Raw genomic sequence first — 19,062 nt, forward strand, 5'->3', positions numbered from 1 at the left:
GTGGCGCGCGGGTTAAGGCGTATCGAACTGTTTTTGAAAACGCAGTGCACCGGTGTACAGGCCTTCGCGGAAGTAGAAACGTTGGGCGCGGGCGTTGGCTAAACCGGTGTCGAGCACCAGGCGTGCGCAACCGCTGGCGCGGGCCAGTCGTTCCAGCGCTTGCAGTAGCCGCGAGCCCCACTGGCCGCCGCGCTGAGCCTCGGCGGTAACTAGGTCGTCGACATACAGGAAGGCGCCGTAAATCAGGTTTTCCTGCAGGCGATAACCGGCCAACCCGACAAGGCTGCCCGCGTCGAATGCGCCGACCAGGCGATACCCCTCGGCGCGCATGCGCTCGATGCGGCTGATGAAGTCGGCCTCGCTAGTCAGGTGAGGGCGCAGTTGCTGCATCACTGGGAAGGCGATGCGCAGGTCGTAGGGGGTATCCAGGGGGCGCAGGGCCGTGTCCGCCAGGTCGAGCACGCTGGGTACGAAGTTGTGGAGGGTAAACGTCATGGGAGTTGGCCTCAGTGAGTAGGTGATGGCGCTATCTTGGACTACCATTGCCCCACTTAAATGAGCCAAGAAATGGGATATCAACTAGGCCATGACAAATACTCCCACCCCGCCTTTTGCGCCTCTGAATGAGCAACCCGGCTCGCCGCTGTATCGTCAACTCTACGACCGCGTGCTGGCCGCCATTGCCGCTGGCACGCTGGCCCCCGGTGATCGCTTGCCGTCGGCGCGAGCCATGGCCAAGGAGCTGGGCGTGGCACGTGGCACCATCGAGCTGGCCTATTCGCTACTGACCAGTGAGGGTTACCTACTGGCGCTTGGGCAGAAAGGCACCGTGGTCAATCCCGAGCTACAGAAGCCTATGCTGGCGACCAGCGCGCTGCCAGTGAGCAACGAAGTGATCGAAGACTCCCCGGATTCGCTCTGGCGTCCACCGCAGCTGTTGCCGTTTCAGATGGGCGTGCCGGCGCTGGATGCCTTTCCGCGCAAGATCTGGGCGCGCCTGGGCGCGCGTTATCTGCGTGGCATGCGTCTGGGCGATCTGGACTACCCGGCGCCCCACGGCCTGCCGGCGCTGCGCAGTGCCATTGCCTCGTACCTGCAGGTGTCGCGCGGGATCGATTGCGGCGCCCATCAGGTGTTTATTACCAGCGGCTGGCGCAACAGCCTGTCGCTGATTGCCCATACCTTGCTGCAGCCCGGTGAGCGGGCCTGGGTGGAAGATCCGGGCTATCCCACCACGCGCCAGGTGCTGCGCCAGTTCGGCATGCAGCTGGAGCCGATTGCGGTGGATGAGGAGGGCATGAACGTGGAGCAGGCCATTGCCCAGGCCGCACCGGCGCAGGTGGCGATGGTGACGCCGGGGCATCAGAGCCCGCTGTCCATGGCCCTGTCGCTGCCGCGTCGGCAATTGTTGCTGGACTGGGCGGCGCGCAGCGGGGCGTGGATTGTCGAGGACGATTACGACGGCGAGTACCGTTATGTCAGCCGCCCGTTGCCGGCGCTGGCCAGCCTGGATCGCCACGGCCGGGTGCTGTATGCCGGCACCTTCAGCAAGGTGCTGTTTCCGGGGATCCGCCTGGCTTACCTGGTGGTGCCGCAGGCGCAGGTGGCGGCGTTCGAGCGGGTGGGGCGGGCGTTGTTTTCCGCCGGCTCGCCATCGATCACCCAGGCGCTGGTGGCGGAATTTATCGCCGAGGGGCATTTCACTCGCCATATCCAACGCATGCGCCGGCTTTACAACGAACGACGGGCATTGACCCTCGAAGCGCTGGAGCAGAGTTTGCCCAAAGGTATGCAGCCAGAACGCTCGCCAGGCGGCATGCACCTGTTACTGCGTTTGCCGGACGGGGTAAGCGACACCGCCCTGGCCGAGCAGGCGCTGGCCAAGGGCATGTCAGTACAAGCGTTGTCGCGCTGGGCTGCGTCGTCGCAGCGTCAATCGGGGCTGCTGTTGAGCTTTACCAACTGCGCCACGGCTGCTTCGGGCGAGCAGCTTGGCGCATTGATCAGCAAGGCACTCAGTTGAGGTTGGCCTTGGTCAGACCGAACATCTCATCGGACGAACCCGGGATTGCCTGAAACGCCACATTGAGGCGATTCCAACCATTGATGGCGACGATCAGGAACGACAGGTCAGACAGTTCCTGCTCAGAAAACTGTTCACGCACACGCGCATGCAGGCGGTCGGGAATACCATGAGGTTGCAGTTGGGTCAGGGCTTCAGTCCACTCCAACGCCGCGCGCTCGACCGGCGAAAACAGTGGCGACTCACGCCAGACAGCCACATGGTGAAGACGCAACTCGCGCTCGCCATGAATCTTGGCCTCTTTCACATGCATATCCACACAGAACGCACAGCCATTGAGCTGTGAAGCCCGCAGCATGATCAGGTGGGCAAGGTCGGCCAGCAGCGGCTTCTTGCTCAAGTGCAGGGTGAGCTCCACCAGTTTGTTGGAGGCATGGGGGGACAGTTTGAAGTAATCAAGACGGTTGTTCATGGAAAGTCACTCGCAGTGGGTGGGTGTTTGTTGGAGCCACTGTAGTCATGCTTGGCCTAGCCATACAGTGCCAAGATGGTAACTTCGAACTAGGCCATGTCTGACTCGATGCTCGCCATGATCGCCCCATTGAGCGGTTCGTTCGGACGGCCGCTATTGGCCGATTGCTGCCCCTGACTAGAGGCAGCAATCGAAGCTGAGCTTGAACTCCATGCTTTCGATCACCCGTTACCAAGCATCTCGGTAATGCGAGTTCTGAACAGCTGATTACGCATTGGCACTCCGGTTCGGCGAAGAGCATGGACAGGCGACGTGAGCCGCACTGGGAGGGGTGAATGGTGTTCCCGATACGCTCGACTTGATCTAAGGTCGGGGTAATTCTTATAGCTGAACGAATGCTCAGTAGTAAAGGCCGCGATGGCCGTCCGCCAAGGGCGCTCGTAAGTCCTTGCTTAAGCCCGCTGGGGAAGCCCCATGGCTTCGCGCATGTGCAGAGCGCCGGATATCTGAAATATGTGAGTAGGAGTTCCTGCAGAGGCGAGCCTGCCTGTCGTGGCTTTTAGGGAGGATTTTTGATGGGCCCCGCTCCTGTGGCGGCCGGTACGTCAAATCATCGGATCCCAGCGCTGTGACCAGTCCGGGTCCTGCGACACCACCTCGCGCAGCAGCTCGAACGCCTGCTGCAGCGCCTGCGAATCGCGGTCCCGCGAATACACCAGATAGGTCGGGTAACTGAACTCCGGCGCCTTGGGCACCCGGCGCAGCACCTTGCGGTCCAAGTAACTTTGCACCACCCGCGTGCGGAAATAGCCCGAGCCACCGTTCTCCAGGATGTACTGCAACGCCAGCGGGCCGAGGTTGAACGACACCGGCGCCTTGGACAGTTCCGGCAGGGCACTGTCGTGTTGCTGGCGGAAGCCTTCGCCCCAGTCGATGTAGACGTAGGGCTCGGGGTTCTGCGCACGCACCAGGATCAGTTTCTCCTCCAGCAACTGCTCCACCTGCATCCCCGGCCAGTAGGTTGGCTGGTAGACCAGGGCTGCGTCGAGCACCCCCAGCTCCAGCTGGCGCAGCAGGCTGTGGCCGTCGCCGATCTCGGCGCGTACCGCGTGGTCGCCGATTGCCTGGCGGATACGGCTGACCCAGCGCAGCATCAACGGGTTGCAAAGGCTCACTTCGCCACCGATGTGCAGCACGTTGTGGATGCCTTCGGGCAACGGCAGGTCGCGCTGGGCCGCCTCCCAGGTCTGCAGGATCTGGTTGGCGTAGGTAACGAAGGCCTCGCCGTCCGGGGTCAGGCGTGCACCGGCGCGGTTGCGCACGAACAGCGTGCAGTTGAGATGCGCCTCCAGCTTCTGCACCCGTGCGGTGATCGCGGTTTGGGTGACGTGCATGCGTTCGGCGGCGGCCACGAAGCTGCCGTGGCGGACGATTTCCAGGAAGGTACGGGTGAGGTCGATGTCCATGCGGAGGCTTCTGCGCGATTCAGTCGGCCAGTGTAACGGAAAGGTCGGTCAGCCCAGATGACTGAGCAGGTCGCGCTCCAGGGCGGCGATCAGGTCGGTCTGGGTGATCACGCCTACCAGTTCGCCGCGCTCCAGTACCGGCAAACAGTGCAGACCGTGGTCGGAGAGCAGCGGGATCAACTCCACCGCATGGGTGTCGGCATCCACGTGCAGCACCGGGCTGGTCATCACCTCGCCCAGCAGACGGTCGCGGCGCAGGCCGATACCGCTGAGCAGTCGCTTCCACCAGACGCCCCTGGGCACTAGGAGGTCGATCAGGCTGACGATGCCCACCAGCCGGCGCTCCTCGTCAAGGATCGGCAAGGCCTTCAGGTGGTGCTTCACCAGCAGGCGCAGGGCGTGACTGAGCGGGGTTTCCGGCGAAGCGCAGATCAGGTCGCGGGACATCACCTCCCGCGCGCGGGTCTCGCCCATGCTGCGGCGCAGGGCATGTCGCTCGGTACTGCGCACCAGGCGTTCCAGGTCGTCGCGGGTGATGTCGACGAAGGAGCCCAGTTCGTCCAGCGCCTGGTCGAGGTCGGCGGCCTGGATGCCGACTCGCGCGCCGGGCGCCGGGTCCTGGGTCTGGTGGTTGTCCGGCGCAAAGCTTCGGCGGCGCGGGTAGGGCATGCGCGTGAGGTTGTTGAACAGCAGGGCCAGGAGCACCAGGCAGAGGCCGCCGCTGATGGCCGGCAGCGGCGCCATCCAGCTGGGCTCGCCGGGCAGCGGCGAGGCGAACACCATGCAGAAGGCCAGCGCGCCGCCCGGCGGATGCAGGCAGCGCAGTGGGTACATCAGCAGCAGGCTAAGCCCAAGGGCGAGGGCCGCGCTGGCGATGCCGGCGGGCAGCCAGAAACCGATCAGCAGCGCCACCAGTGATGCGCACAGGTAGCTGCCGATCACCGACCAGGGCTGGGCCAGGGCGCCGGAGGAAACGGCGAACAGCAGCACTGCCGAAGCAGCCCAGGTTCCGGCGAAGTGCAGGGCCACCGCGGAGCCGAACAGCAGGCCGCAGGTGGCGGCACTGAGCAGGAAGCCCAGGCTGGCGCCTAGCGAGGCGCGCAGCCATTCGCGCGGGCGGGTGTGGGGAATGTCTGGCAGGTACGCGGCGGCGCGGTGCCGCCAGCCGGTGAGGGCGGGCATCGGTAGGTCCGTGGAGCGAAGTTTGAAAAAAACGGGCTCTCGCGGGGAAGAGCCCTGCAAGGTGCCAACATCGGCACTCGGGGAGGCCCCGTCCATGGGGCTGGGAAACCAGAAGGCTGGAAAACAGGAGCGCTGGAGATCAGGCGCGCATTCGGTACGGTGGTGGTGGTTCCGGCAGGGGCTGGACGATCCGCTCGCAGTGCCGGCCGGTGGCCGCGCTCATGCGCCGCGCGGCATCCGGGTCGTCGGCGAAGGGCAGCAGCGCCGCTTGTTCGCCGGCGCTGCGGCAGGTCCGCCAGCAGGCGGCAATACAGGCGATCAGGCTCAGCAGCAGCATCGTCGAGTCCTCAGGCCGCAGCCGCTGCGAGGTTCGACACCGGCTTGCCGGAGCGCACTGTGGCCCAAGTGTTCCACGCCATCAGCAGCATGCCGCTGGCGAAGGTGGAACCGCCGATCAGCCGCACGATGTAGCCCGGATGGCTGGCAGCCAGCGCTTCGACAAAGGAGTAGGTCAGCGTACCGTCCTCGTTCACCGCGCGCCACATCAGGCCCTGGGTAATGCCGTTGACCCACATCGAGGCGATGTACAGCACGGTGCCGATGGTAGCGAGCCAGAAGTGCGCGTTGATCAGCCCGACGCTGTGCATCTGCTCGCGGCCGTAGAGCTTGGGAATCATGTGGTAGAGCGCGCCGATGGAGATCATCGCCACCCAGCCCAGGGCACCGGCATGCACGTGGCCGATGGTCCAGTCGGTGTAGTGCGACAGCGAGTTCACCGTCTTGATCGCCATCATCGGTCCTTCAAAGGTCGACATGCCGTAGAAGGCCAGCGACACCACAAGGAAACGCAGGATCGGGTCGGTGCGCAACTTATGCCAGGCACCCGAGAGGGTCATCATGCCGTTGATCATGCCGCCCCAACTGGGCGCCAGGAGGATCAGCGACATCACCATGCCCAGGCTCTGCGCCCAGTCGGGCAAGGCGGTGTAGTGCAGGTGGTGCGGGCCGGCCCAGATATACAGGGTGATGATCGCCCAGAAGTGCACGATGGACAGGCGATAGGAGTAGATCGGCCGCTCGGCCTGCTTGGGCACGTAGTAGTACATCATCCCGAGGAATCCCACCGAGAGGATGAAGCCCACCACGCTGTGGCCGTACCACCACTGGATCATCGCGTCGGTGGCGCCCGAGTAGATCGGGTAGGACTTGAGCAGCGTCACCGGAATCGCCAGGTGATTGACCACGTGGACCATCCCGGTGACCACGATGAAGGCACCGTAGAACCAGTTGCCGACGTAGATGTGGCGCACCTTGCGGCGGGCGATAGTGCCGAAGAACAGGTAGGCGTACACCAGCCAGAGGAAGGTCACCCAGACGGCGATGGGCCACTCCATCTCGGCGTATTCCTTGGACGTGGTGATGCCCAGCGGGTAGCTCACCAGCATCGACACCAGGCTCGCCTGCCAGCCCCAGAACAGCAAGTTGGCCAGGCTGTCGGAGATGATCCGCACGCGGCAGGTGCGTTGCACCACGTAGAAGGAGGTGGCGAACAGCGCGCTGCCGCCGAAGGCGAAGATCACCAGGTTGGTGTGGATCGGCCGGATGCGTCCGAAGCTGGTCCAGGGCATCTCCAGGCTCAGTTGCGGCCACACCAGTTGGGCGGCGATGAACACGCCCATGAGCATCCCGATGATGCCCCAGCCCAGGGTGGTGAGGGTGAAGCGGCGAACGATGTCGTAGTTGTATTCGGCGTCGCGGGATGTGTGCTGATCGAGGGGTATCGCGCTGTCCATCTTGATTCCGTCGTACTCCGGTTGACTGACGGCTCCCTGCCCGCACGAATGCGGCAAGGCGAACTAGGCAGTTAGGAGGCAATTCGCCGCAGGGAGCCCGATCAGTCTGAATAGACGCGATGGATGCAACAAACGAATAATAATGCTGCATAAGTGCAATAATTTTGATCTTAAGGTGGGGTGTTGGCATGCGGCGGCTCTGCAATGCCTTGTCCGGGATCAACGCCGACGAGCGACGCAGCGGAAATGAAGAGGTACAGCGCAAGCTGGATGCATTCGAGAAATTGCAGCGTCAGTGCAATTCAATTCATTTAAAACCGCTTCATGAGGCAGTCTAGGATGGGCTCTCGCCAAGACCTGGAGGGCTTCATGTCCGACGAACTGATTGACTGGTTGCAGACGCTGATGCGCGCCGAGCGTGCCGGTGCGCGGGTGATGCTCGACAGCCTGCGGCAGGCCGAGGAGTTGGTGGCACGTAATCGCCTGGAGCATCTGCATCAGGGCGAGGCGGAAAGCTGCCGGCGCCTGCGCCGATGCCTGGAACGCCTGGCTGTCACGCCCGATACCGGCGTCGGTGACTTCCACGCCAGCGCCATGGCCATTGATGACCTGGAACTGCGCTTCGACTTCATTGGCCGCGGCCAGCGCTGGGTCGCCCGGCAGATAACCCAGCGCCTGCCGGAGATCGACGAGCCCTGGCTGCGCGAGGAGTTGGAGGCGGTGTTGCGGTTGCATCGGTGAATTGAGCGCTGAGGTTATCCGCGATGCCTTTCGGGATCGTCTCGCGGCGAAAACCAACAATGCTGAACATGGTGCGCGTTGCATCGCTGCGTGCCTTTCCAGGCTGCTGCCCCGACCAGTTGAAGCGATAGCCGAAATCCGACCCGCTCAGAAAGAACGTACTGCCGGGCTGGCCAGGTCCTGCAGGTAGGTGAGGTCGCACAGCAGCCATTGCCGGAGTCGCCCTTGGATGCGTCCGGCCTGCTGCCAATCGGACAGCAACCGGCTGAGTGATTCCGGGCGAATACCCAGGTGTGTGGCGAGCTGGCGCTGACTGATCGGCAGGTTGAGACGCTCGCCTTGGCGACGGTGCAGGCCGAGCAGATAGGCGGCCAGACGCTGGGAGGCGGAACTCGCCGTCAGCCAGTCGACCTCGTTCACCTGGCGGTAGAGGCGCAGGCTGAGGTTTTCCAGCATGCGCATGGCCAGCGGCGGATGATCCTCGCAGGCCTTGCGCAGCGCATTGCGGCTCAGTCGGAAGAACTCGCCGCTGCCCTGGCTGCGGGCGTTCATCGGGTAGCGGCCGTGAGGCATGAACATGGCCGCTTCAGCGATCAACTGACCTTCGCGGAACAGGTGGAAGACGCGCTCCTCGCCATCGCAGGTGAAGCGCAGCATTTCCACACAGCCACGGCGTACCAGCAGGAAATACTCGGCAGGGTCGCCTTCGCGGAACAACAGCCTGCCGGCTTCAGCGCGGAGCAAGGTTGCCGACTCACACAATCCGGCCATGAGGACGTCCGGCAGGTCGGAGAACTGGGGGAGGGCGCCCAACAATCGCAGGCATTCACCACGATCTGGCGCGAACTTAACATTTGTCATTCGTGATGAGCATGCGGGCTGCAATGATTTGCGAATGAAGATAAGACTTATTCGCATATCAATCAATCGGAGGCTACCGCGCCTCTTCCTTTCACTTGCACTGGTCGCCGGCACCTGCCTGGCGTCCCCGGCCGGCATGGCCCGGGAAAAGGTTTTGCGGTTGGGTGGCCCCGGCGCGGTGGTCAGCTTTCCGCTGCTGCACATGGTGGAAACCAATGCCCTGGCGGAGTACGCCGAGCGCGTCGAATTCCACCTCTGGCAGAACCCCGACCAGCTGCGCGTGCTGCTGGCCAAGAACGAACTCGACTACAGCGCTGTCCCGGTGAACCTGCCGGCGCTGATGGCTGGGCGCGGGCAGCACGTGCGGCTGCTCAACGTCTCTGTGTGGGGAATCATCTGGCTGGTGAGCCGCGACCCTCAGGTGAAAGGCTTCGCCGACCTGGCCGGCAAGGACGTGGTGCTGCCTTTCCAGCGCGATCTGCCGGCGATCCTGATCGATGAGCTGTTGCTCAGCCATGGCCTGAAGCCGGGCACGGACCTGACGCTGCGCCGGGTCCGCGACGGCCAGGACGCCCAGGCGCTGCTGCTGGCCGGTCGCGCCGATCACGCCCTGCTGGTGGAGCCGGCGGTGTCCCTGCTGCTTTGGCGTAACCGCAGCGAGGGTGGGGCGCCGCTTTACCGCGTGCAAAGTCTGGAGAGCGCCTGGAAGCAGGCCTTCCCTCAACAGCCTGAACTGCCTCAGGCAGGACTGATGAGCAGCCCGCAGCGCGCCGAGGACGGCGAGTTGGCGCGCGCCGTGGAGGCCGCCTATGCCGAGTCCGCCCGCTGGTGCAGTACGCAGCCGCGGGACTGCGCGGAGCTGGTGCATCGGCACCTGCCGCACCTGCCGGTGGAGGCGGTCGAGGAGTCCATCCGCGTCACGCGCCTGGACAGTGTTGCCGCCAGCACCGCACGCGGGCCTCTGGAGGCGCTGTTCGGCCTGATCGCCGAACGCCATCCGCAGGCCATCGGTGGCTCCGTGCCACCTGCCAGCTTCTATGGGCCGTGAGATGAGTCGAATGACTTCCCGACGCTGGGCCGTGCTGGGTGGCGCCTTGTTGCTGGTGGGCTGGCAACTGCTGGCGATGCGCCTGGGCTTGCTGCTCATGGCAACTCCCTGGCAGACGCTGCAAGCCATGGCTCGCCTGCCTTTCGAGGCCGACTTCCGCCTTCATGCCGGCGCCAGTCTGCTGCGCATCGTCCTGGGTGTTGGACTGGGTTGCCTGCTGGGCTTCTGTCTGGGCCTGCTGGCCGGGCTGGACGCTCGTGTACGCGGTCTGCTTGAACCCCTGCGCTGGCTGTTGATGTCGGTGCCGCCAGTGGTGGTCGTGGTGCTGGCGATGCTGTGGGTCGGCCTGGGCTCGGCCATGGTGGTGCTGATCAGCGTGTTGATGCTGGCGCCGGGCATGTACGTGAACACCGTCAAGGGAATGCAGATGGTTGACCGCGGCCTGCTGGAGATGGCGCGGGTCTACCGCTTCAGTCCCTGGCAGAAGTTGCGGCGGCTCTATATCCCTTCATTGACCGCGCCGCTTGGAGCGGCATTGTTGATCGCCACCTGCGGCGGCGTGCGCCTGGTGGTGATGGCTGAAGTGCTTGGCGCGGAAAGTGGAGCCGGTTTCGCGCTGGCCAACGCGCACAGTACGTTCGACAGCGCCGGGCTGTATGCCTGGACTCTGCTTATCCTGCTGCTGGTCGGCGCACTGGAGTTCCTCCTGCTGCAGCCGCTGCAGCGGCGCATGGGCCGTTGGCAGGAGGCCGCCCATGCTTGAGTGGCACGGAGTCGATCTGCGGCTGGGCGAACGGCACGTACTCGCCGACGCTTCCCTGCGCCTGCTACCCGGTGAGCGGGTTGGCATTCTCGGGCCCAGTGGCGCCGGCAAGAGCAGCCTGCTGCGCCTGGCGGCCAGCCTGCTGAGGCCCCATCGAGGGCAAGCGGACAACGGATTCCGCCATCCCGTGCTGGCCTTTCAGGAGCCGCGTCTGCTGCCCTGGTGCCGGGTCGCGGAGAACCTGGAAATCCCCCTGCGCGCTATCGGCCACGACCGTACGACGGCGCGTCGGCTGGCCAGCCTTTGGCTGGAGCGAGTCGGCCTCGCCGGCCACGGGCGCGCCTGGCCGAATCAATTGTCCGGGGGCATGGCACAGCGCGTTGCCCTGGCGCGCGCTTTCTCGGTTGAGCCGGACCTGCTGCTTGACGAGCCATTCAGCGCGCTGGACCCGGCGCTGCGCGAATCGCTGCTTGATCTCTGCCGCGACTGGTTGGCCAGCTCGGGTGCGGCCCTGCTGTGCGTCAGCCACCACCCCGGTGAACTGGTCGGCCTCGTCGAGCGCTTCGTGCTGGTCAACGACGGCTTGCTTCGTCCATTCGACCTCAGTGGACACACCGCCGATCAAGCGGCGGCGGTCCTTCATCAGACCCTGCTGGCCCTGGAGATACCCGCGCCATGATCTATCCGATCCTGCTGATCCTGCACCTGTTCGCCGCGCTGATGTTCATCGGCACGGTGTTCTTCGAGGTGCTGATCTTCGAGAGCGTGCGCAAGTACGTGCCGGCTGCGGCAATGCGCCAGGTGGAGCAGGGCATCGGCAAGTGTGCGCGGCGGCTGATGCCCTGGGTGTTGCTGGTGCTGTTCAGTGCCGGCCTGGGCATGGTCTGGACGCGCTACCTGCCGCTGCTGGCAGACCCGCTGGCGTCCTCCTTCGGCACCTTGCTGAGCCTGAAGATCCTCCTCGCCCTGAGCGTACTCGGGCACTTCTTCACCGCCATGCTCCTGCTCTACAGCGGGCGCATGAACTCGACGTACTTCCGCCGGATTCACCTGAGTGTCTTCAGCCACATGGTCGGCATCGTGCTGCTGGCCAAGGGCATGTTCTACCTGAGCTGGTAAGCCAGATTTCGTGCAGACGGAGCTTGTCATGAGTCGTTGCTTGTCCCCCAAACGCCACTTCCCTTCGAAAATCTCATTTCCCCTGCTGGCCCTCGGCCTGCTGCCGCTGGCGGCGTTGGCGGAAGATCGCATCGAACTGGAGCCGATGCAGGTCAGCGGGAAAAGCCCCGCGCCGGTCAGCGTTTCGGCACAGACCGAAAGCGAGCGCCTGGCCCGCGTGCCCGGCGGAACCAATCTCGCCGAGCCGCAGCAGGAGACGCGCCTGGCGACCCTGCGCGACGCGCTGGACTACCAGCCCGGCCTGGTGATCCAGGACTTCTTCGGCGGCACCGATCAGCCGCGCCTGAATATTCGCGGCTCGGGTATCCAGAGCAACCCGGTCAACCGCGGCGTGCTGTTGTTGCAGGACGGCCTGCCGCTCAACGAGGCGGATGGCTCCTTCATCATCGGTCTGCTGGAGCCGCGCAACGCCTCGTGGATCAGCGCCCGACGGGGTGCAAACGCCGGCAGCCCCGGTGCGACTGCTCTAGGTGGCGAATTGGAGTTCAACTCGCTGACTGGCGCCGACGAAGCCGGACGCGTCCGACTGGAGACCGGCAGTTTCGGCCGCCAGGGCCTGCAGGCCGCCGCCGGGCTGGATGGAGGCGGGCACGATGCGCGGTTGAGCGTCAGCCATGACGAGTACGACGGCTATCGCCATCACTCCGCTTCCCATCGCACGGTGGTGCAGAGCAACGTCGGCCTAGACCTGGGCAACGGCGTTCAGAACCGCAGCTACCTGTCCTACAGCGACCTGACCTTCGAGATCCCCAACGTCATCACCAAGGCGCGCTTGAAGGATGATCCACGCAGCGTGCTGGGCGACGGCAACACCCCGCAGGACCGCCTGCTGAACATCTACAAGCGCGATCCGCACCGCGACACCCAACAACTGCGCCTGGCCAACCGTACGCAGTGGAGCGGTGCGGGCTGGCAGCAGAGCTTCGGCGTCTACGGGCAGAACACCCGGGACGACTTCACCGACCCGCTCAGCCACACCCTGACCGACAGCGATACTCTCGGCGCGCAATGGCTTTTCGAAGGCGAACAGCGCCTGTTCGGCTATCGCCTGGGCGCCAGTTGGTCCTACAGCGACATGACGCGCGAGCTGTATGCCAACAATCCGCAGAACGGCAGCCGCATGCAGCGCTTCGGCAACTTCGGCCTGGAGGCGTCAAACCTGGATCTGCTGCTCGGCGTGGACTGGCACCTGGCGCCGGACTGGACCCTGGTCACCGAGGTGAAGTGGAGCGATGTCCGCCGCGATGCGGACTCGCGTGACGGCGCCGGTCACCTCGATCAGGGCTGGAACTTTGCAACGCCGAAGATCGGCCTGAACTGGACGCCGAGCCCTGACCTGCGCTGGTACGCCAACATCAGCCGCAGTCACGAAGCGCCGACATTCTGGGAAATCATTTCCGCCGAAGTCTCTCCCGTGGCCCCCGCGGCGGCACAAGCGCAACTGGTTAACCTCGACGTGCAACGCGCTACCACGTATGAGATCGGCGGTACCGGACACGTCGCCCAGACCGACTGGAGCCTGACGCTGTACCAGAGCGACGTGGAAGACGAACTGATCTCCACCAGCGACTCCTACGGGGTGAAGGTGGGAACCTACAACTATGGATCACGTACCCGCCACCGCGGTGTCGAAGCGGGGCTGAACGGCCTGCTGCCGACCTCGGCCAGCATCGGCGGCGACCTGGCCTACCGAGTGGCCTGGACCTTCAGCGACTTCCGTTTCCGTGGCGGCGAGTTCCAGGGCAACCAGATCGCCGGCGTGCCGCGTCAGCTCTGGGCGGCGGAACTGCTCTACCGGCGCGGGCCTTGGAGCGTCGGACCGAACCTGCGCTGGCTGCCGCAGGACACTCCGACCGACCACGCCAACACCCGCAACAACTATCAGGATTCCTACGCGCTCTGGGGGCTCAAGGCCAGCTATAAGGCCCGCGAAGGACTGAGCGTCTACGTGCAGGGCGACAACCTGGCGGACAAGACCTACGCCAGCAGCTACGTGATCCGCAACCGTGCCGATGCCAGCCAGCCGACCTTCCTCAGTGGCAACGGGCGCAGCCTGAGTGTGGGGGCGGAGTACGCCTTCTAGGATGGCTGTCTGCGGTGCAATGAACCGCGGTGAGAGTGATGGGCTTTCGCCGTTATCAGAAGATACCGAGCAGGTTGGGCGAAATTGTGTGGCTCCTGGTCATACACCAGCCGGGCTGCACCCGTGCCAACCCGGCGGCGATGCTGGATTGGTTCTCTATCTACGGTGTGGGCTATTCCGGAGGAGGAGGCGAACGTCTGTTCGGCGCATCCGATTGCGCTGACCACCGTGCTGCGACTCATTGGGATCCTGATGGTAAGGTACTGCGGTGGTCCATGGATTCGATACGTGGGTGATCTGAAACGCAATCTCCGTAGCGGGCAGGATTGTCTCAGTCGAATCGAGGGCAAAACCTAGGTCAAAGATGCCCGGCTACGCGATGTGCAACCGGGCATCAGCCAAGTCATGATGTCCTTGTGGCTGGCGCACCGGTTTCTTGTAAGGTCGGGACGCTCCGAGAGCTTGGATGAGACCGCTACGCGATGGCAGCGAGACGAGCCTGAATCGACATTCTCCTGCTGCTCAACTTGTCTTTGCGGATGTCCGCTTCTGGCCGCTAGCGGCCTCAAAGAGGCGCCGGCTTGCGGCGCGGCGCCAACAGGGGAGCATGATCAAGCCTCAGTCTGCTCCGCCATCTCCAGAGCGTCATCAACCTCGATACCCAAGTACCTAACAGTGCTCTCCAGCTTTGTATGGCCGAGCAGCAACTGCACTGCTCTCAGGTTTTTCGTTCTGCGATAGATCAGTGATGCTTTGGTTCTACGAAGCGTATGAGTCCCGTAGAGCGTGGAGTCGAGACCGATTGTGGATACCCAGGCTTTCACAATGCGGGCGTACTGTCTCGTGGATAGGTGAGCTGAACATCGCGCACGACTGGGAAAAAGGAAATCGTCGTTACGACGGCGAGCTGCGCGGATCCAAGCTTCAACTGATGCTCTCGTCTGAGCGGTGATTTCGAACTGCACCGGGCGCTGAGTCTTCTGCTGCATCACGATCGCGCGCGTCGACACGTGATCACCATGAGCTATGTCCCTGACGCGCAGCTTCGTTAAATCGCAGGCTCGAAGCTTGCTGTCGATGGCAAGGTTGAACAGCGCCAGATCACGATCCTTATTTGCGATCTCCAGTCGCACTCTGATAGCCCAAATGTCCCGAAGTCGCAGCGGTGCTTTTTGGCCGACCAGTTTGCCCTTGTTCCAAGGTTCGCGAGCTTTCAATGTGAGTGTGGCCATGATTTGTCCTCCACATGGGTGAAGGACTAGGGTGCATCGCTCGTAGCCTCAGGGCCGCTTCCGGCCAGAAGCGGACGCTCAGTCGTTCAGAATCCCCTTCGGTGAAAGACCAGCTGTATGAGCAACTCTAGTACCGATTGACTCAATTCGAGATCAGGATCTCGATCACTTTCTTTCGCTTTTCAGTGGGTTCGACTTTGTACAAAAGCTGTGCGAACTCAATGCTGTTTTTTCCGTTCGCCCAAGGACGCGAGCCTGTAATTCGGGCCGAAGGGTCGCCGCCAGCTTCCAGCAGGTAATGCAGCAATTCTGGTTCAGCGGTAAGCACTGCGACATTGATAGGAGAAGCTCCCTCGCTATCGGGCTGTGCAATGGAGCAACCATGAGCACGAAACTTATCTATCAACTTCAATACTTCCCTTTTGTCCGAGCCAGGGAGGTCATAGGACGATGCGGTCAGCGCAATAGCTGGTTCCACCTGCCCTTCATGAACGACGACACACTCCCCTTTCTCTGCGGCAACTCGGATAGCTGACAGCTCATCCGCGCGTGAGTGAGGTATGTAGAACTGAGTAACGATGATTGGTGCAAGAGCAGGAAGGATCCATCTCATAGGCCTGTCATCCTTGCTTTCTCTGATTCTGCTGTCATCTCAGAAGCCCGAATTGATCGGGCCCGGCATTGCTACAGATACCCATGCACCCTAGGTGATACCAGTGACGACTGCTGACTCCGTGACGTTTCTCTCATCTCCCAGGAAACAGGTTGTAACCCCCGGTTACGCCCGTTGCCTCATTGACCTACGGCCCAGTCCATCATGGAAAGGCAGCGGCCTCTCGTCAGGGGCAGTAAACGGCCATTAGCGAACATAGACCCGCGCGGCCTTGGACGAGGCCCAACTAGGCTCAGACTTGCTGCGCGCGTCGCTTTCTCCATTCGCTCCAACAGTCCTCGGCGACAATATCCGCATAACCGCGTTTGTCTTCCATCTCGAGCGCAGTGCTGAAGGGAACGGCGATGCAGGCCGCCTGATCGCGAATGGTGCAAACCTCGTCTTCTGTGAGCGGAGAGCCTTTTCTGCTCTCGGCAGCAGTGAGCAATGCCACCAACGGGGGAACAAAAACGAGGCATAGTGGATCGGTTGGCATCATAGAACTCCGCAGTTATTGACTGACCATATCGGCCGTGCCTAAGCAGAGCAAATGCATTTACCCGGTAACGGCAGGTCTGAGCCGCACACGAGTGTCCGCTCTGGGTCGGAAGCGGCCCTAAGATCGCATGCGATGCACCCTAGCCCTTCACTCATGTGGAGGACAAATCATGGCCACACCCGCAACGAAAGCTCGCGAACCTTGGAACAAGGGCAAACTGGTCAGCCAAAAAGCACCGCTACGACTTGGGGACATTTGGGCTATCAGAGTGCGACTTGAGATCGCAAACAAGGAACGTGATCTGGCGCTGTTCAACCTCGCCATCGACAGCAAGCTGCGAGCCTGTGATTTAACGAAGCTGCGCGTCAGAGACATAGCTCACGGCGATCATGTGTCGACGCGCGCGATCGTGATGCAGCAGAAGACCCAGCGACCGGTGCAGTTCGAAATCACTGCTCAGACGCGAGCATCGGTTGAAGCTTGGATCCGAACAGCTTGCCGTCGTAACGACGATTTCCTTTTTCCCAGTAGTGCTCGAATTTCAGCTCACATTTCCACGAGGCAGTACGCCCGCATTGTGAAAGCCTGGATAACCACAATCGGCCTCGACCCCACACTCTACGGAACTCACACGCTTCGTAGGACCAAAGCATCGCTGATCTATCGCAGAACGAAAAACCTGAGAGCAGTGCAGTTGTTGCTCGGCCATACGAAGCTGGAGAGTACTGTTAGGTATTTGGGTATCGAGGTCGATGACGCTCTGGCGATGGCGGAACAGACTGAGGTTTGACCATGCATCCGCCTGAGTGCTGGCCGCCTGCGTAACGCTACCCGCGGCAATCAACTGAAAGAGTCCGGCACCGTGGACCGGTGCCGGCCATATGCCAAGCTGCAGCCAGACTCGCTACGGGAGGATTCTTTGTTCATATGCACCCAACTTACTGGAATGAATCTGGATCGGCTATCTTTCCCACCAAGTTCAATCCCATTAGGGAAACATCCCCGCAACTGCGACCATTAAAACCTCTAAATCAAAAAACAGAAAGACCAAATAAAAACTCATGAAAGACATAATATCGATGCTCATCCGGCAGACCATTCATCCGAATAATCAAAATTAATCTTAAAATCCCTGCAAACCTCCCCGCTCGCTGTATAATCTAATTCCTCTGCCGTGTTTAGCGGCTCCGTCTTGATGCATGACGCCCATCTCCTCGGCCACTTCACTCTGCAGCAACTCCCGTGGAGATCATCATGGCTATTCGTCAGAATGGAACCGTAAAATGGTTCAACGCAGTAAAAGGTTTTGGCTTCATTACCCCCGAGATGGGGCCGGATATATTCGTCCATTTTCGAGAAATCGACACTCCAGGCTTCAAGTCACTGGATGAAGGTCAGCGCGTGAGCTTCCTGGTGGGCGTTGGCCCTAAAGGTGACCAGGCCGAGCAGGTTAAAGTACTGTGAAATCCCCAGACCCCGCTAACTGCGGGGTCTCTCATTGGGATCAAGCCATGCGACTCTCAGGGAAATAGCGGGGATTCGACATGAAAGAAAAGCGATTTGGGCAAAGCCTTAATATTGCAAGCAGTTGCCTGACACAGGCAATAAATGATCTTGCGGCAGAAGAAGTCAGTTCCGAATCCTCCACGAATAGGGAGAATCTCGCCAGAATCAGACAACAACTTGAATGTGTCGCCGTGATCATGGACTCACTCAAGCGGGCCAATACCCAGTCAATCTCGAATATATTTCCAATCCGCTGATTAGAAACCACCTGACCGGCTTCAATCTTACAAAAAGGCGGGGCACGGCCAGACGAACCCCGGTGCGCTGCTGAGGCGGCCCTGGTCCACATCAAGCACGAAGCGTTTGTTCGCCGTATCCAGCCCCAAGAGACTCCATGGAACTGCAAACCGTTTTTCTCCCATCTCCGTGAATCCGCCAAACGACAGATTGGCACACGCAACTTGCCCACTTTGCGAATCCAGCATGATTTCCGGAGGGCCGCCAAGGCCTTCATCCTCGGAGTTGCAGTTGTCACTCCCGATGAGCCTATCTGCGCCCGGCCGGGGCAGGAATGGTCATCGGCGACTATGCCGTTATGGCCCTCGTAAATACCGCAGGAATCGCGATCTTCAATGTTCACGCCCACTCTGGAACGATGCGATGACAGGGTCGTACAAGGCGCCAGATCAGCATCCGCCGCCGCAAGCTCCAGGTTGCGCGCAAATAGGAGCCCGGTCTGTGCGATAGGGAACTTTGCACCACCGGCAAAGGCCTGAAATTGTATGCTTGAATAGTCGCGATACGCCCCGTGAGGAGGCCGCCATGCGAGAGACTCCCTCCCCCGCGCAGAACCATTTACTGGCCGCACTCCCCCGCGAGGTTCAGGAACGCCTTTTTCCCCATCTGGAGCTGCAACGCCTGGATCTGGGCAAGGTGATCTACGAACCCGGTGATGCGATGCGTTACGTGTTCTTCCCCACCGACTCCATCATTTCGCTTTTGTACGTGATGGAAAGTGGTGCATCGGCCGAGATATCCGTGGTCGGTAACGAGGGGCTGGTCGGTATAGCCGTCTTCATGGGCGGCGAGAGCACCCCCAGCCGCGCTATCGTGCAAAGCGCCGGCAGCGTTTACCGGCTCGCGGGGCAACGAATGAAGGACGAGTTCAGTCGCCACGGCGACATGCTCATGTTGTTGCTCCGCTATACCCAGGCATTGATCACTCAGATGGCCCAGACGGCAGTCTGCAACCGCCATCACTCCATCGACCAGCAACTCTGCCGCTGGCTGCTGCTGTCCCTCGATCGCCTGCCCGGCAACAAGCTGATCATGACCCAGGAGCTCATCGCCAACATGCTCGGTGTACGGCGAGAGGGCGTCACAGAAGCGGCCGGCAAACTGCAGAAGCAAGGTGTGATCGAGTACAGCCGGGGGCGGATCACCGTGCTGGACCGCCCGCGCCTGGAGGCATTGAGCTGCGAGTGTTACGCGGTGGTGAAGGCGGAAACCGACCGCTTGCTACCCTACGTTCCCCGTCGTCCAGGCCATGCGGCGGAGTGACA

The 19,062-nt window shown here is 62.1% G+C and carries 20 protein-coding genes; 10 read left to right on the forward strand and 10 right to left on the reverse strand.

Annotation, left to right across the window (positions count from 1 at the left end):
• Positions 1-12: 12 nt before the first annotated feature.
• Positions 13-495, reverse strand: coding sequence for a GNAT family N-acetyltransferase (locus MJ122_RS21625; RefSeq protein WP_239745990.1), 483 nt, complete (start codon positions 493-495; stop codon positions 13-15).
• Positions 496-586: 91 nt separating this feature from the next.
• On the opposite strand from MJ122_RS21625, the gene MJ122_RS21630 reads away from it, so the two are divergent.
• A complete protein-coding gene (locus MJ122_RS21630) occupies positions 587-2,023 on the forward strand; it encodes a PLP-dependent aminotransferase family protein (protein WP_239745991.1) in 1,437 nt (478 codons plus the stop codon).
• Here MJ122_RS21630 and MJ122_RS21635 read toward each other — a convergent pair.
• From MJ122_RS21635 to ccoN, 5 genes are all read right to left on the reverse strand, one after another.
• Entirely contained in the window at positions 2,016-2,495 is a 480-nt protein-coding gene (locus MJ122_RS21635) for a carboxymuconolactone decarboxylase family protein (RefSeq protein WP_239745992.1), read from the reverse strand. The genes MJ122_RS21630 and MJ122_RS21635 overlap by 8 nt on opposite strands.
• Positions 2,496-3,100: 605 nt before the next feature.
• The gene (locus MJ122_RS21640) at positions 3,101-3,961 is read right to left on the reverse strand and encodes a LysR family transcriptional regulator (protein WP_017516353.1); all 861 of its coding nucleotides are present in this window, start codon (positions 3,959-3,961) and stop codon (positions 3,101-3,103) included.
• Between the two features lie 48 nt (positions 3,962-4,009).
• The gene (locus MJ122_RS21645) at positions 4,010-5,143 is read right to left on the reverse strand and encodes a CBS domain-containing protein (RefSeq protein WP_239745993.1); all 1,134 of its coding nucleotides are present in this window, start codon (positions 5,141-5,143) and stop codon (positions 4,010-4,012) included.
• Positions 5,144-5,282: 139 nt separating this feature from the next.
• Positions 5,283-5,480: a hypothetical protein gene (locus tag MJ122_RS21650; protein WP_017516351.1), complete on the reverse strand. Its 198-nt coding sequence runs from the start codon at positions 5,478-5,480 to the stop codon at positions 5,283-5,285.
• Positions 5,481-5,490: 10 nt separating this feature from the next.
• Positions 5,491-6,936: a cytochrome-c oxidase, cbb3-type subunit I gene (gene ccoN / locus MJ122_RS21655; protein WP_239745994.1), complete on the reverse strand. Its 1,446-nt coding sequence runs from the start codon at positions 6,934-6,936 to the stop codon at positions 5,491-5,493.
• Between the two features lie 369 nt (positions 6,937-7,305).
• Here ccoN and MJ122_RS21660 point away from each other — a divergent pair, with 369 nt between their 5' ends.
• Complete coding sequence (locus tag MJ122_RS21660; RefSeq protein ID WP_239745995.1) at positions 7,306-7,677, forward strand: DUF6306 domain-containing protein; 372 nt, start codon at positions 7,306-7,308, stop codon at positions 7,675-7,677.
• A 147-nt stretch (positions 7,678-7,824) separates the two neighbouring features.
• Here the strand turns inward: MJ122_RS21660 and MJ122_RS21665 are convergent, their stop codons facing one another.
• A complete protein-coding gene (locus MJ122_RS21665) occupies positions 7,825-8,421 on the reverse strand; it encodes a Crp/Fnr family transcriptional regulator (RefSeq protein ID WP_239745996.1) in 597 nt (198 codons plus the stop codon).
• Positions 8,422-8,698: 277 nt separating this feature from the next.
• Between MJ122_RS21665 and MJ122_RS21670 the strand changes: the two genes are divergently transcribed.
• From MJ122_RS21670 to MJ122_RS21690, 5 genes are read left to right on the forward strand one after another with little or no spacing between them, the layout of a single operon-like run.
• The gene (locus MJ122_RS21670; protein WP_239745997.1) at positions 8,699-9,586 is read left to right on the forward strand and encodes an MqnA/MqnD/SBP family protein; all 888 of its coding nucleotides are present in this window, start codon (positions 8,699-8,701) and stop codon (positions 9,584-9,586) included.
• Positions 9,587-9,596: 10 nt separating this feature from the next.
• Positions 9,597-10,349 (forward strand): ABC transporter permease subunit, encoded by a 753-nt coding sequence (locus MJ122_RS21675; protein WP_239745998.1) that lies wholly within the window; start codon positions 9,597-9,599, stop codon positions 10,347-10,349.
• Entirely contained in the window at positions 10,342-11,028 is a 687-nt protein-coding gene (locus tag MJ122_RS21680) for an ATP-binding cassette domain-containing protein (protein WP_239745999.1), read from the forward strand. Before MJ122_RS21675 ends, MJ122_RS21680 begins: the two co-directional genes overlap by 8 nt.
• The gene (locus tag MJ122_RS21685; RefSeq protein ID WP_239746000.1) at positions 11,025-11,468 is read left to right on the forward strand and encodes a hypothetical protein; all 444 of its coding nucleotides are present in this window, start codon (positions 11,025-11,027) and stop codon (positions 11,466-11,468) included. Before MJ122_RS21680 ends, MJ122_RS21685 begins: the two co-directional genes overlap by 4 nt.
• Positions 11,469-11,496: 28 nt before the next feature.
• Positions 11,497-13,611 carry a TonB-dependent receptor gene (locus MJ122_RS21690; protein ID WP_239746001.1) on the forward strand — a complete coding sequence of 705 codons (2,115 nt, stop codon included), beginning with the start codon at positions 11,497-11,499 and terminating at the stop codon, positions 13,609-13,611.
• Between the two features lie 611 nt (positions 13,612-14,222).
• Here MJ122_RS21690 and MJ122_RS21695 read toward each other — a convergent pair.
• From MJ122_RS21695 to MJ122_RS21705, 3 genes are all read right to left on the reverse strand, one after another.
• Positions 14,223-14,843 (reverse strand): tyrosine-type recombinase/integrase, encoded by a 621-nt coding sequence (locus MJ122_RS21695; RefSeq protein WP_239746002.1) that lies wholly within the window; start codon positions 14,841-14,843, stop codon positions 14,223-14,225.
• Between the two features lie 142 nt (positions 14,844-14,985).
• Positions 14,986-15,456: a hypothetical protein gene (locus tag MJ122_RS21700; protein WP_239746003.1), complete on the reverse strand. Its 471-nt coding sequence runs from the start codon at positions 15,454-15,456 to the stop codon at positions 14,986-14,988.
• Positions 15,457-15,748: 292 nt separating this feature from the next.
• The gene (locus tag MJ122_RS21705) at positions 15,749-15,991 is read right to left on the reverse strand and encodes a hypothetical protein (RefSeq protein WP_239746004.1); all 243 of its coding nucleotides are present in this window, start codon (positions 15,989-15,991) and stop codon (positions 15,749-15,751) included.
• Positions 15,992-16,163: 172 nt separating this feature from the next.
• Here MJ122_RS21705 and MJ122_RS21710 point away from each other — a divergent pair, with 172 nt between their 5' ends.
• The 3 genes from MJ122_RS21710 to MJ122_RS21720 all read left to right on the forward strand — a co-directional run bounded on the left by MJ122_RS21710 (position 16,164) and on the right by MJ122_RS21720 (position 19,060).
• A complete protein-coding gene (locus MJ122_RS21710) occupies positions 16,164-16,784 on the forward strand; it encodes a tyrosine-type recombinase/integrase (protein WP_239746005.1) in 621 nt (206 codons plus the stop codon).
• 464 nt (positions 16,785-17,248) lie between these two features.
• Positions 17,249-17,458 (forward strand): cold-shock protein, encoded by a 210-nt coding sequence (locus MJ122_RS21715; protein WP_045217843.1) that lies wholly within the window; start codon positions 17,249-17,251, stop codon positions 17,456-17,458.
• An 864-nt stretch (positions 17,459-18,322) separates the two neighbouring features.
• Positions 18,323-19,060, forward strand: coding sequence for a Crp/Fnr family transcriptional regulator (locus MJ122_RS21720; protein WP_084358973.1), 738 nt, complete (start codon positions 18,323-18,325; stop codon positions 19,058-19,060).
• Positions 19,061-19,062: the final 2 nt, after the last annotated feature.

It is taken from the genome of Pseudomonas sp. DP-17 (genome assembly GCF_022380625.1).
GTDB classification, from domain to species: domain Bacteria; phylum Pseudomonadota; class Gammaproteobacteria; order Pseudomonadales; family Pseudomonadaceae; genus Pseudomonas; species Pseudomonas nitroreducens_A.